The organism is Prosthecobacter sp., from assembly GCF_049294395.1.
Classification (GTDB): domain Bacteria; phylum Verrucomicrobiota; class Verrucomicrobiia; order Verrucomicrobiales; family Verrucomicrobiaceae; genus Prosthecobacter.
This window is the reverse complement of record NZ_JBAQCR010000217.1, coordinates 1-14,632: the sequence shown is the minus strand read 5'-3', so window position 1 is coordinate 14,632 and position 14,632 is coordinate 1. Positions and strand designations below refer to the sequence as shown.

The 14,632-nt window shown below is 61.5% G+C and carries 9 protein-coding genes; 8 read left to right on the top strand and 1 reads right to left on the bottom strand.

What is annotated here, in order from left to right:
- Positions 1-50: 50 nt before the first annotated feature.
- The 7 genes from WAW39_RS14950 to WAW39_RS14920 all read left to right on the top strand — a co-directional run bounded on the left by WAW39_RS14950 (position 51) and on the right by WAW39_RS14920 (position 11,709).
- On the top strand, positions 51-1,298 hold the full coding sequence (locus WAW39_RS14950; RefSeq protein WP_422320001.1) for an alpha/beta hydrolase family protein: 1,248 nt from the start codon (positions 51-53) through the stop codon (positions 1,296-1,298).
- A 34-nt stretch (positions 1,299-1,332) separates the two neighbouring features.
- The gene (locus tag WAW39_RS14945; RefSeq protein ID WP_422320000.1) at positions 1,333-3,777 is read left to right on the top strand and encodes a CehA/McbA family metallohydrolase; all 2,445 of its coding nucleotides are present in this window, start codon (positions 1,333-1,335) and stop codon (positions 3,775-3,777) included.
- 57 nt (positions 3,778-3,834) lie between these two features.
- The gene (locus WAW39_RS14940; protein ID WP_422319999.1) at positions 3,835-4,395 is read left to right on the top strand and encodes a DUF6714 family protein; all 561 of its coding nucleotides are present in this window, start codon (positions 3,835-3,837) and stop codon (positions 4,393-4,395) included.
- A gap of 51 nt (positions 4,396-4,446) precedes the next feature.
- Positions 4,447-6,798 carry an alkaline phosphatase D family protein gene (locus WAW39_RS14935; RefSeq protein ID WP_422319998.1) on the top strand — a complete coding sequence of 784 codons (2,352 nt, stop codon included), beginning with the start codon at positions 4,447-4,449 and terminating at the stop codon, positions 6,796-6,798.
- A 244-nt stretch (positions 6,799-7,042) separates the two neighbouring features.
- Positions 7,043-8,782 carry a GDSL-type esterase/lipase family protein gene (locus WAW39_RS14930; RefSeq protein WP_422319997.1) on the top strand — a complete coding sequence of 580 codons (1,740 nt, stop codon included), beginning with the start codon at positions 7,043-7,045 and terminating at the stop codon, positions 8,780-8,782.
- Positions 8,783-8,874: 92 nt separating this feature from the next.
- Complete coding sequence (locus WAW39_RS14925; protein WP_422319996.1) at positions 8,875-9,339, top strand: SRPBCC family protein; 465 nt, start codon at positions 8,875-8,877, stop codon at positions 9,337-9,339.
- A 150-nt stretch (positions 9,340-9,489) separates the two neighbouring features.
- Positions 9,490-11,709, top strand: a complete 2,220-nt coding sequence (locus WAW39_RS14920; protein WP_422319995.1) for an NADP-dependent isocitrate dehydrogenase — start codon at positions 9,490-9,492, stop codon at positions 11,707-11,709.
- Between the two features lie 211 nt (positions 11,710-11,920).
- Here WAW39_RS14920 and WAW39_RS14915 read toward each other — a convergent pair whose 3' ends face one another.
- A complete protein-coding gene (locus WAW39_RS14915) occupies positions 11,921-13,453 on the bottom strand; it encodes a hypothetical protein (RefSeq protein WP_422319994.1) in 1,533 nt (510 codons plus the stop codon).
- A 180-nt stretch (positions 13,454-13,633) separates the two neighbouring features.
- Between WAW39_RS14915 and WAW39_RS14910 the strand changes: the two genes are divergently transcribed.
- Positions 13,634-14,632, top strand: a 999-nt coding sequence (locus tag WAW39_RS14910; protein WP_422319993.1) for a hypothetical protein, incomplete at its 3' end; no start/stop codon positions are given.

Here is a 14,632-nt window from a genome sequence, read left to right as displayed (position 1 = left end):
GTAGAAAAAAGATGCTGAATTGACTTGGCGGGAGCGTTTGATCTTCCGCCATGAGGTTTTCTCTTTTCACCGCCGCTGTTTGTCTCGCCACATCACTCCATGCCGAAAAAGTCGGCCCCTGGGATCTTGATGCCCTCAAAAACAACGTGCCCGCCATGAAGTGGGTTCGGCAGGATCAGCCGATTCATTCGCTGACCTATGCGGGCGAGAAGTACCAGGGCAAAGACACCGAGGTCTTCGCGTTTTACGCCTCACCGATCACGCTGGGGGAGGCGAAGCCCGGCACCAAGTTCCCCGGCGTGGTGCTCATTCACGGCGGTGGCGGCACGGCCTTCGCCGACTGGGTGCACCTGTGGGCCAAGCGCGGCTACGCCGCCATCGCGATGGATCTGAGCGGCTCGCGCCCACCTGAGCCCGAGTTTGATCCCAAGACCGGCATGGCGATTGGCAACGGTCACCGCGGTGTGCGCACACGCCTGCCGAATGGTGGCCCGATGCACGGTCATCCCGAAAAATTCGACTGCGTCCTCACCCCTGACACGAGCGACGACTGGCCCTTCCACGCCGCCGCGAGCGTGATGCGCGCGCACTCCCTGCTGCGCAGCTTCCCGGAGGTGGATGCGGAGCACACCGCCGTCACCGGGATCAGCTGGGGCGGTTACACGACCTGCCTCGTGGCTTCGTTGGATGATCGCTTCAAAGCCGCCGTGCCCGTCTATGGCTGCGGCTTTCTGCATGAAGGTGAGTCCGTGCAAAAGCCCAGCATCGACAAGCTGGACCCCGAGCACCGCGCGCTGTGGGTGAAGGAATACGATCCCGGCAGCCTGCTGCCACGCTGCCATGTGCCCATCCTCTTTGTGAATGGCACCAACGACGTCCACTACGTGCTCGACAGCTACATGAAGAGCTACAACGCCGTCCCCGGCGAGAAGCACATCCGTATCCAGATCAAGATGCCGCATGGACATCCTCCTGGCTGGGCTCCGAAGGAGATCGCACTGTTCATCGATTCAAAATGCCGTGGCGGTGATGCCCTGCCCAATCCGGGCGCACCAAGCGTGTCTGGTGAGAACGTCACCGCCACCTGCGAGAGCAAAGTGCCTCTCAAGAAAGCCGAGCTCAACTACACCACCGACACCGGCCTGCGTTCCAAACGCGAATGGGAATCCGTCCCCGCCACGATCAAGGGTGGCACCATCACCGCCCCCAAACCACCCGCCGAGGCGAACACCTGGTTCATCACCGTCAGCGATGAACGCGATGCGATGGTGAGCACGCCTGTGCAATTTGGCCCGTGATCCAAGATGCGGGTGTTCGTGACGTATAGAGGTCATGAACAAATTCTGCGCCCTTTTTGTGACGCTTTCCCTCGCAGCCTACGCTGAGTCGCTGCCAGTGATCGAAGTGGAAGGCCAGCCGCTGGCGGCGAATGCGCAGCGGGTCGTTCAGGCGCTGGATTTTCTCGGCAGGCCGTTCGCGGACGAAATGCGCACGAAACTGCAGACCGCCATCACGGCGCGTGATGGCTCAGGCGTGCAGTCTGCGCTGGATCCGCAGGTGCTGTGCGTGGTGGACATCAGCCCCGAATCACGCGTGAAGGCGCAGCGCGGCCCGGCCACCGCGCAGGTGCAGCAGGCAGGCTACACGCCTGTGCTGATCAAGGTGATCAACCACGCCACCAGCGTGGCGCGCCTGCAGATCAGCAGCCCGCAGGCCGGGCCCTCCTACGCTGGCGTGGCCAAGGGCACCATGGAGCGCGAGCGGCAGACGCATCTGCGGGAAAACGAGAACACGCAGGGAGCCGACCGCTTTCTGGAAGTGAGTGTGTACGATTCACCGCCGATGACCGCAAACCTCAGCGGTCTGGAAGTCGAATACGCCATCGCACTTGTCTATTCGAGCGAGGCGAGCAAACGCGAGGCCACGCTCGTCTTCGACATCGGCCAGGGAACGCAGGATCTTGGCTTCCGCGCGGAGGTCCCGGTCCTGTTTCAAGTATCACCGGCAGTGACGGTGAAGCTCGACATCCAGGACTTCGACGGGCAGGCCACCACGGCGCGGCTGACTTTCACGGATGCCCAAGGCCATGTCTTTCCACCGCAGGCACGTCGTCTTGCGCCGGATTTCTTTTTCCAAAAACACCTGTACCGCCCAAGCGGCGGCACCGTCCTGCTGCCACAGGGAGAATTCACGATGGAGGCCTCACGCGGCCCTGAATACCGCACGGTGAAGACGAAGGTGATGATTCCCGCAGTGAAGGAAACCACGCTGCCTGTGAAACTCGAACGCTGGATCCATGCGGGGGACTTTGGGTATTACAGCGGGGATCATCACATCCACGCCGCCGGCTGCGCGCACTACACCTCGCCCTCCGAAGGCATGCGGCCGGAGCACATGTTTCAGCAGGTGAAGGGCGAGGGGTTGAATGTCGGCTGCGTGCTCGCCTGGGGCTACTGCTTCGACTATCAGCGCCAGTTCTTCGGCCCGAAGGTCGATCTCTTCAGCGAGCCGCTGACGCAGATGAAATATGACATGGAAGTGAGCGGCTTTGGCTCGGCGGCGCTGGGCCATGTGTGTCTGCTGAACCTGAGGGAGCTGGTGTATCCTGGTGCCGATGGCATCAAAGGCTGGCCCACCTGGACCCTGCCCGCGCTGCGCTGGACCAAGCAGCAGGGCGGCTTCACCGGCTATCCGCACTCTGGCAGCGGCATGCAGGTGAACTCCGCCACGGCGGCGAAGCGCCTGCTTGATCTCTACGATGCCAGCAAGGATGCGCGGCTCACGGCGGCTGAAGCACAGAGTGCGCTGCTGCCGGAGCCGTTTGATAAAATCGATGCCGACCACGATGGCGGACTCAACGAAGCCGAACTCATCAGCAGCCATGAGCGCGTGCTGGATCTCCTGCCGAATGTCGCGATTCCCGACGCGGGCGGCCATGAGATCTTCGTCACCACCGCGCATGGCGTGTGTGATTTCATCAGCGCGATGGACACAGCACGCCTGCTGGAGTGGAACACCTGGTACCACCTCATGAACTGCGGCTTTCCCCTCAAAGCCGCCGGCGAAACCGACTTCCCCTGCATGAGCGGCACCCGCGTGGGCCAGGGCCGCACGTATGTTCAGCTCGGCAAGACCGACCGCATTGATTTCACGAAGTGGTGCGAGGCCATGGCTCACGGTCGCGACACCTATGTGAGCGATGGCTACGCCCACGCATTGAACTTTGCGGTCGAGGGACAAACCGCAGGCGGTGAAGTGAAGCTCGCGCAGCCGGGACGCGTGAAGGTCAGCGTCAAAGTGGCGTTCAGTTCTGAGACACCGCTGGAGATCGCCTACGGCGGCGCGACACCCGTCGCAGGTGCACGTCTGACCGGTGACACGGTGAACTATCATGATGTCACCGCAGCGCAGCCCTATGCCGGCGGCAAACGCAAGGTGGAGCTCATCGTGAATGGTCAGCCCGTGTCCATGCGCGAGGTGCCTGCAGATGATCAGATTCATGAGATCACCTTCAGCGCAGACATCCCCCGCAGCAGCTGGGTGGCGGTGCGGCAGTTTCCACAGCTTCACACGAACCCGGTGAACGTCTTAGTCGCAGAACAACCCATCCGCGCCTCACGCCGCAGTGCGCAGTGGTGCCTCGGCTGCATTGAGCAGCTCTGGCGCGTGCGGGAGAAAAACATCGCCCCGGCAGAGCGGGAAGACGCCAAACGCGCGTATGAGGCGGCGAAGGAAATCTATCGACGCGTCGCCTCTGAGGCTCCGGCAGGCAGTTGAGAAAAAAGTCAAAATTCGCTGATGAGTGTGGATCGTGACTCACGTTGCATCGGGCTCATGAATTATCCGACAGCCGCAGAGATCGCTGAAATGAAGACGCGAGGCTATGAAGCCGAAACGAGCAGGCTGGCAGTGCAGCAGATGGAACGGGGCAAGGAGGCGCTGAAACTATGCGAGGTCATTGAAACGGCATTCCATGGAGTGACGCTCGGCTCAGGTGTCGGCCTGCTTCAGGCCCAGGGTCTGGATGATTATGCAGATGAGGTGACTTGTGCTGCCTATCGAGAAAAGGATGAAAAAGAAGACTGGAGGCGCATCACCGCCGAGGAGCTGAATCGCTGCCATAGCAGTCTAAGCTTCTTCGATGCTGAAGGAATGCGGTTTCATCTGCCTGCCTTTCTTATTTTGAATCTGCAGGGCGGCGATCGCATGGGCATGACGTTTCATCTGGCCCATGCAGCTGTAGTCGATCATACCAAATTCGATCTCCTGTCACCTGAGCAGCGACTTAGTGTGCGGAGCTTCCTGCTCTTTCTCTTGAACGACCCCGACGAGGAATTTGATCGCCCTCACATTCAACACGCACTCGATCATTATTGGGTCTGTCCGCCCTCATAAAAACCAAATTTGATGATGGGCGGGCCCCTTCGTCATCGTTGCATCGGACTCATGAAACGGAACATCTCCCGACGCACTGGACTCAAGCTGATGACAGCAGGCACACTCATGGGGCTCGGCACCCGTGACAACGCACCTGCCGCTCCGGCCAAACCCGACGCACCAACGGATGCCTGGGCCAAAACGCATGACCGTGTGTTTCTCGGCGGTGAATTCTGGGCGAATCCCATGGAAGACTGGCGCGTGAGCGAAGGCGGTGCGGAGTGCCTAAGCATGGGCGGTGGCCGCAGCGTGCATTCACTGACGCATCAACTGACGCAAGGCGGTAATTTCACGATGAGCGTGACGCTGACCCGTCTGGAGATCGGCAAAGCCGACGGCGGCGCGGGCTTCCGCATTGGCCTGCGCAGTGAAATCAACGAATACCGCAGCAACTGCTTTGTGCAGAAGGGCATCAATGCCGGGTGGCAGGGCGATCAACTGGTTCTGGGCCCAAAGACCGCTCCGCTCAAAGACGGCAACGCTTTGAAACAGCTGCGGCTGACTCTCAAGGGCGCGACTGAAGGAGACAAGTGCATGGTGACACTCACGGCCAATATCGCAGACTCTGGCGTGGAGCTGGGGACGATCTCGCACCCCTTCCGTGCAGAGGAGATTCTCGGCAATGTCTCCATCGCCAACAACTTCGCCGCCGGTGCTGTGGCTGGGGCAAAGAAAAATAAGGGCAAGGCGGGTGCAGCAGGAGGAGGACGCTACCGGTTTCAAAACTGGACCATGGCAGGCAGCGCCTTCACCGTGACGCTGGGCAACCAGTTTGGACTGCTGCTGTGGTCAATGTACTCGCTGAGCGACTCACGCACGAACGAGGGCTTTGTGATGAAGCTCAGCGCGCTCACAGGTCCCATGGGTGCGAAGGACAGTCAGGTGGTCGAATTGCAGGTGCAACAGGGTGGCAAATGGAAATCACTTGGCGAGGCGAAGCTGGATCCTGATGCATGGGTGGCGACGTTCCGCATTCCCAAATGGAACCAGAAGCAGGCCGCTCCGTACAAGCTGGTTTATCGCGAAAAGCACACGGACGGCAGCGAGACGCCGCACGAATGGACCGGCACCATCAAAGCCAATCCTGAAGGCCGCCCGCTGCGCATGGCGGCGCTGACTTGTCAGAACGACTACGGCTTCCCCTACGGCCCCGTGGCGAAAAATTTGCTCAAGCTCGATCCTGATCTCGTCTTCTTCTCCGGCGACCAGATCTATGAGAACCACGGCGGCTTTGGCATCATCCGTGAACCCGCTGAACCCGCGATCCTGAACTACCTGCGCAAGTTTTACCAGCACGGCTGGGCCTTCCGCGAAGTGATGCGCAATGCACCCACCCTGTGCCTGCCGGATGATCATGATGTCTTTCAAGGCAACATCTGGGGCGAGGGCGGCAAGAAAATGGACGTGGGCGACACGGGCGCCTCCTCGAAAGGCGGCTACATCGAACCCGCGCGCATGGTCAATGTGGTGCACAAGACGAATGTGGCGCATCATCCGGATGCGTATGATCCCAAGCCGGTGCAGCAGGACATCAGCGTGTATTATGGCGACATGGTCTATGGCGGCGTGAGCTTCGCGATCATCGCCGACCGCCAGTGGAAGAGCGGGCCGGAACATGTGGAGACGGGCGCTGGCCGCGCAGACCACGTGCCGGATCCGAACTTTGACACCTCCACGCTCGACAAGCCGGGCCTCGTGCTGCTCGGCGAACGGCAGGAGGAGTTCCTCAAAAAGTGGGCGCAGGACTGGCGCGGGCACACGCTGAAGGCCATGCTCAGCCAGACGGTGTTTGCGAATGTAGCGACGCATCATGGCGGGCCCGATGGCTACCTGAAGGCCGATCTCGATTCAGGCGGCTGGCCGCAGACGCCGCGCAATCGTGCCGTGAAAATCATGCGCCCCTCCATGGCTTTGCATATCAATGGCGACCAGCATCTCACCACGCTGACGCAGTACGGCGTGGACAAGCAGCGCGACAGCAACTGGTCCTTCTGCACACCCGCCATCTCCGCCGGTTATCCCCGCTGGTGGCGGCCGGATGAGCTCAAGATGCCGCATGAAAACCGGCCCAAGCATGGCCTGCCGGACACAGGCGAGTTCATCGAAGGTCTCGGCAACAAGGCCTACGTCTATGCCGTGGGCAATCCCGAGGTCGGCAAGGCGGCGAACCGTTACGACAAGGCGCATGAAAAGGGCAGTGGCTTTGGCTTCATCACCTTTGACACAGTGAAGAAGACCTACTTCATTGAGTCCTTCCGTTTCCTCATTGATGCGACCGATGGCAAGCCAGGCAATCAGTTCCCAGGCTGGCCGGTGACGCTGCAGCAGAAGGAGAATCGCGGTGAGAATGTGATCGCCTGAGGAAAAGTACGATGGGCACTCCTGCCCTTCGATCAGCGCTCCGCCAAAACCCACGATTTCCGAGCCAGCTTGCCACATCGCTGTGGCAGACTGAGGATGCTGAACCTTGGTTTGAGTTCACGAGAGAACTTGCCCCTGAAGGAGGCGCTCTTTAAGGGCGGAATTATTCGCGCAGCTGGTCTGCTTACAGAACCAGAGCGCCATGAGTACAAGCTCCTGTTTTAACGCGTAGAAATGAACCACCATGAGACTCCTCACGCTTCTCCTCGGCATCACCGCCACTGCCTTTGCCGCTGAATCACCCACGCTGCATCCCAAGGCGGCGGCGCTGCCCTTCACGCATCAAGGGCCGTTTGTCACCACGGCAGACGGCGGCGTGCTGTGCATTGATGCCAAGAACGCGCTGCGCAGTACGGACGAGGGCCGCACATGGAGCACCACGCCGTTGTTTGCCGAACCGGCGAAGTTCAGCGTCAGCAACGAGCGTGCGCTGCTGCGCACCCGCGAAGGTGTCATCATCTCCGCCTGGATGAACGGGGCGGAGCGCAAGGAGCCCAAAGGCTGGCACTGGGGCGAGCCGGGCGTGGACTGGAAGGCCTTTGTGCTGCCGACGTACTCCTGCCGCAGCACCGATGATGGCAAAACCTGGGAAAAACCCGTGCTGCTCAGCACGCCATGGTGCGGCTGCATTCATTCGATGATCCAGATGAAGTCGGGCCGCATCGTGCTCGTGGGGCAGGAGATCATCCCGCAGTGGCGGCATGCCACGGTCATGTGGGCTTCGGACGATCTCGGCAAAAGCTGGCAGCGCGGCGACATGCTCGACTACGGCGTCGGTACGCACGATCACGCGGGCTCCCTCGAAGGCACGGTCATTGAGCGCAAAGACGGCTCGCTCTACCTTCTCCTGCGCACGGAGTCGGGCTTCCTTTGGGAGGCGACTTCGCGCGATGGTTTGAAATGGGAGGGGCTGAAGCAGACGAAGATCGCCTCCGTCACCTGCTGCCCGCAGATGGCGCGTTTGAGCGACGGACGCATCGCGCTGCTGTGGAATGCACCGCCGCGGCATGATCCGAAGAGCGGCTCCAGCCGGGTGGAGCTGTCGCTCGCCTTTTCGGACGATGAAACGGCCACATGGTCCAAACCCGTCATCGTGGCGGCGAATTACGTGCCGGGTGGCCGGGTGTCGTATCCCTACCTCTACGAGCGCAAGCCCGGCGAGCTGTGGATCACCACGATGCAGGGCGGCCTGCGGATGAAGATCAACACCGCCGACCTCGGTGCCGGTGAGATCCCTGTGTTTGTCCCACCGCCCAAGAAGGAGCCCAAACCCGGCGGCATTGTCATGTTTGGCGATTCCACCACCGCGCCGCGCGGCAGCCTGAAGGTGTATGCCACGCGGGTGGAGACCATGCTGCAAAGCATCGGCTCCTCGTTTGGCGTGCACAATGCAGGCATCCCCGGCAACACCACGCGTGATGCGCTCAAGCGTCTGCAAACCGATGTGCTGAAGTACCAGCCACGCATTGTCGTGATGCAGTTCGGCATCAATGACTCCTGCGTGGATGTGTGGAAGACCCCTCCCGCCACAGCATCCCGCGTGCCGCTGGACGAATACCTCAGCAATCTGCGCCGCATGATCGCCGCCGCCCAGCAGGCGAAGGCCAAGGTCATCCTCATGACCACCAATCCGCTGCGCTGGACCTCCAAGCTCCGCGAGCTGTATGGCAAACCGCCCTACAATCCCGCTGCCGAAGACGGCTTCGACTCCGCCACGCTCGCAGGTTACAACGAAGCCCTGCGCCAGCTCGCCGCAGAGCTGAAAGTGCCGCTGGTGGATGTCCGCGCGGCCTACCCGGATTTCGCAGCCAAACATCAGACCACCATCGAGGGCATGCTGCTGGACGGCATGCACCCGAATGACCTCGGACAGCAGCTCGTCGCGGAGCTGCTGGTGCCTGCCATTCGCGGCGTCTTGCGGTGAGCGGAATTTTGGCGGTCAAGCTTGCCAGAAAATCGCCCTTGCATTGTTAACCTTTTGGTTAACTAATTGCACCGCACCGCCGTTCCACACCCATGACCACCACCGAATCCGACACTCTGAACCTCACACGCCTGTTCAAAGCCCCGCGCGAGCGCGTGTTTGCCGCCTTCACCACCCCCCAGTACATGGACCAATGGTTTGGCTGCGGCGGCAAAACCACCACCTGCACCACGGACTTCCGCGTCGGCGGCAGCTACCGCCTCGTCACCCATGCCCCGGAGAGCGGGGAGACCTTCATCGTCACAGGCGTCTATCGTGAGATCACGCCGCCGGCCAAGGTGGTTTTCACCTGGACATATGAAGGCGATGAGGAATGGGCAGGCTGCGAATCGGTCGTGTCCGTGGAGTTCATCGCCAGCGGGGATCAAACCGAGCTGCGCCTCACCCAAAGCGGCTTCCCATCAGCCGAAAGCAGAGGCAATCACAGCCAGGGCTGGAACACCTGCATGGACAAAATGGACGCCCTGCTCACGGGCCAGCCAGCACCCGCGTGCTGAGTCGGCGCATCGCCTAGGCAACATCTGCGGAGAAGCGGGCCCCAAACGGGTCCGCTTCTCTTGTTTTCAGTGCGCCGCGACGCACCTTGGGATTGCGCCGGAGCATGGTCTCGTTTAGCTCTGCCTCTCTCAATTCTCCCCCTCTAAATCATGTCCGCGAAGATCATTTATACCCTGACCGACGAAGCCCCCCTGCTGGCCACCTTTTCGTTCCTGCCCATCGTGCAGGCCTTCACGAAGCCCGCCGGTATCACGGTCGAAACGCGCGACATCTCCCTGGCAGGCCGCATCCTGGCAAACTTCCCCGATTTCCTGACGGATGCGCAGAAGCAGTCCGATGACCTCGCCTACCTCGGCAAGCTCTGCCAGGAGCCCACCACGAATATCATCAAGCTGCCCAACGTCTCCGCCTCCCAGCCACAGCTCAAGGCCGCCATCGCCGAGCTGCAGAGCAAAGGCTACGCCGTGCCGAATCTCCCGGAAAACCCGCAGACGGACGCCGAGAAAGACATCAAGGCCCGCTACGCCAAGGTCATGGGCAGTGCCGTGAATCCCGTGCTGCGCGAGGGCAACTCCGACCGCCGTGCGCCGAAGGCCGTGAAAGACTACGCCCGGGCGCACCCGCACTCCATGGGCAAGTGGAGCGCTGATTCCAAGACCAGCGTGGGCACCATGGGCAAGGACGACTTCTTCTCGAACGAAAAATCCGTCTGCGTGCCCGCCGCCACAGACGTGAAGATCGAGTTCATCGGCAAGGACGGCAGCACCAAGGTGCTGAAGGACAAGACCCCGCTCAAGGCCGGCGAAATCATCGACGCCACGCTCATGAGCAAGAAGGCGCTCGTCGCTTTCATCGAAAGCCAGATCGCGAAGGCGAAGGCGGACGGCGTGCTCTTCTCCCTGCACATGAAGGCCACCATGATGAAGGTGAGCGATCCCATCATCTTCGGCCATGCGGTGCGTGTGTTCTTCAAGGATCTCCTCGCCAAGCACAGCGCTGTATTCGCTGAAATCGGCGTCGATTTGAACAACGGCTTTGGCGATCTCGTCGCGAAGCTTTCCAAGCTGCCTGCGGACAAGAAGTCCGAGATCGAGGCCGACATCAAGGCCGCCTACGCCAACGGCCCCGCGCTGGCCATGGTGAACAGCGACAAAGGCATCACCAACCTCCATGTGCCGAGCGACGTCATCGTCGATGCCTCCATGCCCGCGATGATCCGCGGCGGCGGCAAGATGTGGAACGCCGCAGGCAAGGAGCAGGACACGCTGGCCGTCATCCCTGACAGCTGCTACGCCGGTGTGTACCAGGCCGTGATCGACTTCTGCAAAAAGAACGGCGCGCTGGATCCCAAGACCATGGGCAGCGTGCCAAACGTGGGCCTCATGGCCCAGGCCGCCGAAGAGTACGGCAGCCACAACAAGACCTTTGAAATCCCCGCCGACGGCACCGTTCGCGTGACGGACAGCGCAGGCGCTGTGCTGCTGGAGCACACCGTTGAAGCCGGCGACATCTGGCGCGCCTGCCAGACCAAGGACGCGCCGATCCAGGACTGGGTGAAGCTGGCCGTCAAACGCGCCCGCGCTTCCGGCACGCCCGCCATCTTCTGGCTCGACAAGGCCCGCGCCCATGACGCCCAGATCATCGCCAAGGTGGAGAAGTATCTCAAGGACCACGACACCAGCGGGCTCGACATCCGCATCATGACGCCCGCTGACGCCTGCACCTTCTCGCTCGAGCGCATCGTCAAAGGTGAAGACACCATCTCCGTCACCGGCAACGTGCTGCGCGACTACAACACCGACCTCTTCCCCATCCTCGAAGTCGGCACCAGCGCCAAGATGCTTTCCATCGTTCCCCTCATGAACGGCGGAGGCCTGTTTGAAACCGGTGCCGGCGGCTCCGCGCCGAAGCACGTGCAGCAGTTCCTCGAAGAAAACTACCTCCGCTGGGACAGCCTCGGCGAGTTCTTCGCACTCGCCCCGAGCTTCGAGCACATCGCCGAAAACTTCAGCCTGCCCAAGGCCAAGGTGCTCGCAGACGCCCTCGACGCCGCCACCGGCAAGTTCCTTGAAAACGACCGCAGCCCCGGCCGCAAGCTCGGTACCATCGACAACCGCGGCAGCCACTTCTACCTCGCCCTCTACTGGGCCCAGGCCCTCGCCGCTCAGACCGCCGATGCCGAACTGCAGGCCAAGTTCAAGCCCATCGCCGAAGAACTCACCGCCAACGAAACCAAGATCGTCGCCGAACTTCTCGCCGTGCAGGGCAATCCCGTCGAAATCGGCGGCTACTACAAGCCTGACCTTGCGAAGGCTGATGCGGCGCTGCGGCCGAGCGCGACGTTCAATGGGATTTTGGCGAAGGTGTAAAAACCTCCTGTCATTGACAAGATGATGTGCGGATGAGTCTGTGAGGGCACAGGCTCATTCCATGCATCAGAGTTAGAGCGATTCCCAAGGCTGATCACGACAGGTCCGGAACCGCGTAGCGCTGGCACAAACCTCCGCCAATTCCATCGGCGAGATTCTGTCGCTATTCTCTCAAGAAATCATGACCCGAGGCAGTTTGGGTAAGCTGGCCTCACTCAAACTTAATCGAGTACAAATCCGCGTCGTTCAGCACAAAGCGAAGCTTCACGGTTTTCCCCGCAAGTGCGCTCACATCACCACCGCTTTTCCAAGTCACGGTGCGGTTGATGGCATCACCGAAGGTCGGGGTGGTGTCGGCGAGGGCGAAGCCGGGAATGGGTTTGCCGGTGGCGTCTTGAATTTCGACCTGAATGCCGCCGGCGGCGGAGGTGGCGAAGTTCATCGTGAGGGCCTTGCCGGTGAAGGTGAGGGGCTTGGTGGTCAGTTCGCCGCCGCTCATCGGAGCGCGGATGGAGACAAAGCCGTCCATGCGCAGGGTGTAGCGGCGGAGCTGGCTGCTCTTGCCGGTCCAGTAGCTTTCGGTGGCGTAGAAGCTGAGCTCATTGGGTGCGCCTTCGAGTGCCGACTTCGTTTCCACAGGATGCCACGCGATGTACTGATGCCCGTAGTTCCAGGTGCCGGGGCGTTCGATGCCGGGCGGCAGGAAGGCGTCGTTCCAGCGCTTGAACTTCACGCCGTCGCGGCTGCTCATGAACAGCCCTTCGGTGATGGCCATGCCGTAGCGGTCGCTGGCCTTGGACCGCCATTCGCGGTTCTCGTGCTCGGGCAGCGCACGCATGCTGTCCGACCAGCCGCGCTCGGTGTAGCGTGTGGGGAAGCCGAGGAGCAGATGCGGCGCGCGGTGGTAGGGCTTCACCTGGTTGGTGTAAAGCTGCTCGCTGGGTGAATCGACGTAGCTCAGATCGTGCTGGTTTTCCCAGTGAATAAAATCCTTCGAGGTCGCGGTGCGGATGGCGCGATCACCGGAAGGCTTCCAGTTCTTTTCATCCGTGGTGCCGCTGGTGAAGTAGCGCCAGTAGGCGCGGTACTGGCCGCTGTGCGCATCCCAAAATGCGAGGTTCTGCGAATCAAATGCGCCATCGGTGATGACGGGCTCATCCGCCATCGGTGACCAGTGCAGACCGTCGGGTGATTTCAAAGCGAGCAGTCCCTTCGGCGAATTGGAGCGCACGATGGCCTTGTACTTCGCGTCCGCAGGCGCGGCGGGATTCTCGTCTTTGAAAACGGCAGGATGACCACCGTCGGGATCCACCTTGCCCATCTTGCCATGGGGAATGACGATGTTGTTGGCCTTGGAGCCCTTGAAGTCATGCAGGCCCAGCTCCGGCTTGCGCCAGTGAATGCCGTCGTCGCTCTCCGCGTAGCAGGTGAAGAGCGGATGCTCGCCGGTGTTCACCTTGCCCGGCGTCACGGTGAGCTGCCAGCTCTTGTAGTACATGCGGTACTTGTCGCCGTCTTTGAAGACGCTGTGATAGCCGCTGCCGCTGCCCTCCCACGGCAGGTCATGCACCAGCGCGATCTCTTGGATCTGCGGATGATGCAGGCGCTGCTCGGCCTTGCCACTGAGTTTGTCGATCAAAAAATCATCCACAAACAGCTCGCGCCGGGAGCCGATGTCGATGGCGTCGGCAGCAAATGCAGAGAAGGAGCAAAGAACCAGGCAGGAGAAGAGAATCAGCTTCATGGCAGAACTACGCAGCCAGATAGTCAAATACTCTCTGGTATGATAAACAGACCAGAAGGACAGGCAGACAGCTTCATGGCAGAACGAAGCAGCCGGCGGTAAAATAATGGCGGGTAAAAGGATGTTTTGAAGGATTCGGGCCTTTCCCGCATTTTACCCTTCATCATTCTACCAAGTCTCATGCGCCAGCCCTCCCGCACCGAAGACCCCACACCGCAAAGCCGTTGCCGCTTTGCGCTCGCGTGGTGTGACATCACGCCTCCAGCGGACATCTACCACCGCATGTGGGGCGCGGCGAAACATGAGCGCGCCACCGGGGTGCACCGGCCGCTGCGGGCCACGGTGGCGGTGTTTGCCGCCATGGAGGGAAAAGGGCGGCAGATCCTCCTCGCGCTGGATCATTGCGTGATGGGAGCCACGGAGCATGCGCAGCTCGTCGCGCAAACCTCAGCAGTCGGCGGCGTGGCCTCGGAGGAGGTGCTCGTGGTCTTCTCCCACACCCACGGCGCAGGCCTCATGGGGCTGGACCGCGCCACGCTGCCCGGGGGCGATTTGATTCCGCCCTACCTGCATGCGCTGGGCGGGAAAGCAGGCCAGCTCGTGCAGCAATGCATCGCGTCATTGCAACCAGCGGGCATCGTTTATGGTCGTGGCCGCTGCAGTCTGGCCACACAGCGCGACTTCTGGGACGGCCGCCAGTTCATCTGCGGTCACAATCCCGGTGTGCCTGCGGATAACAGCGTGATCGTGGCACGCGTGACGGCGGATGACGGGCGGATGCTCGCCAGCATTGTGAACTACGCCTGCCATCCCACCACGCTCGCGTGGGAGAACACGCTCATCAGCCCCGACTACATCGGCGCGGTGCGCGAACTCGTGGAGCGCGAGACCGCAGCGCCCTGCCTCTTTCTGCAAGGTGCCAGCGGCGAACTCGGCCCGCGCGAAGGCTTCGTCGGTGACACCGCCGTGGCGGATCGCAATGGTCGCGAGCTGGGTTACGCCGCGCTCTCGGCCCTCACCGCGCTGCCCGCCGCAGGCACCACCTTCGTTTATCAAGGCCCTGTCGTCTCCGGCGCGACCCTCGGCGCGTGGAAGCACGAGAAGATCGGTTTGGAAACCAAAGCCGGGTGGAAGCTGCAGCGCTGGCACGAACCGCTGCACTACCGCCCCGGCCAGCCC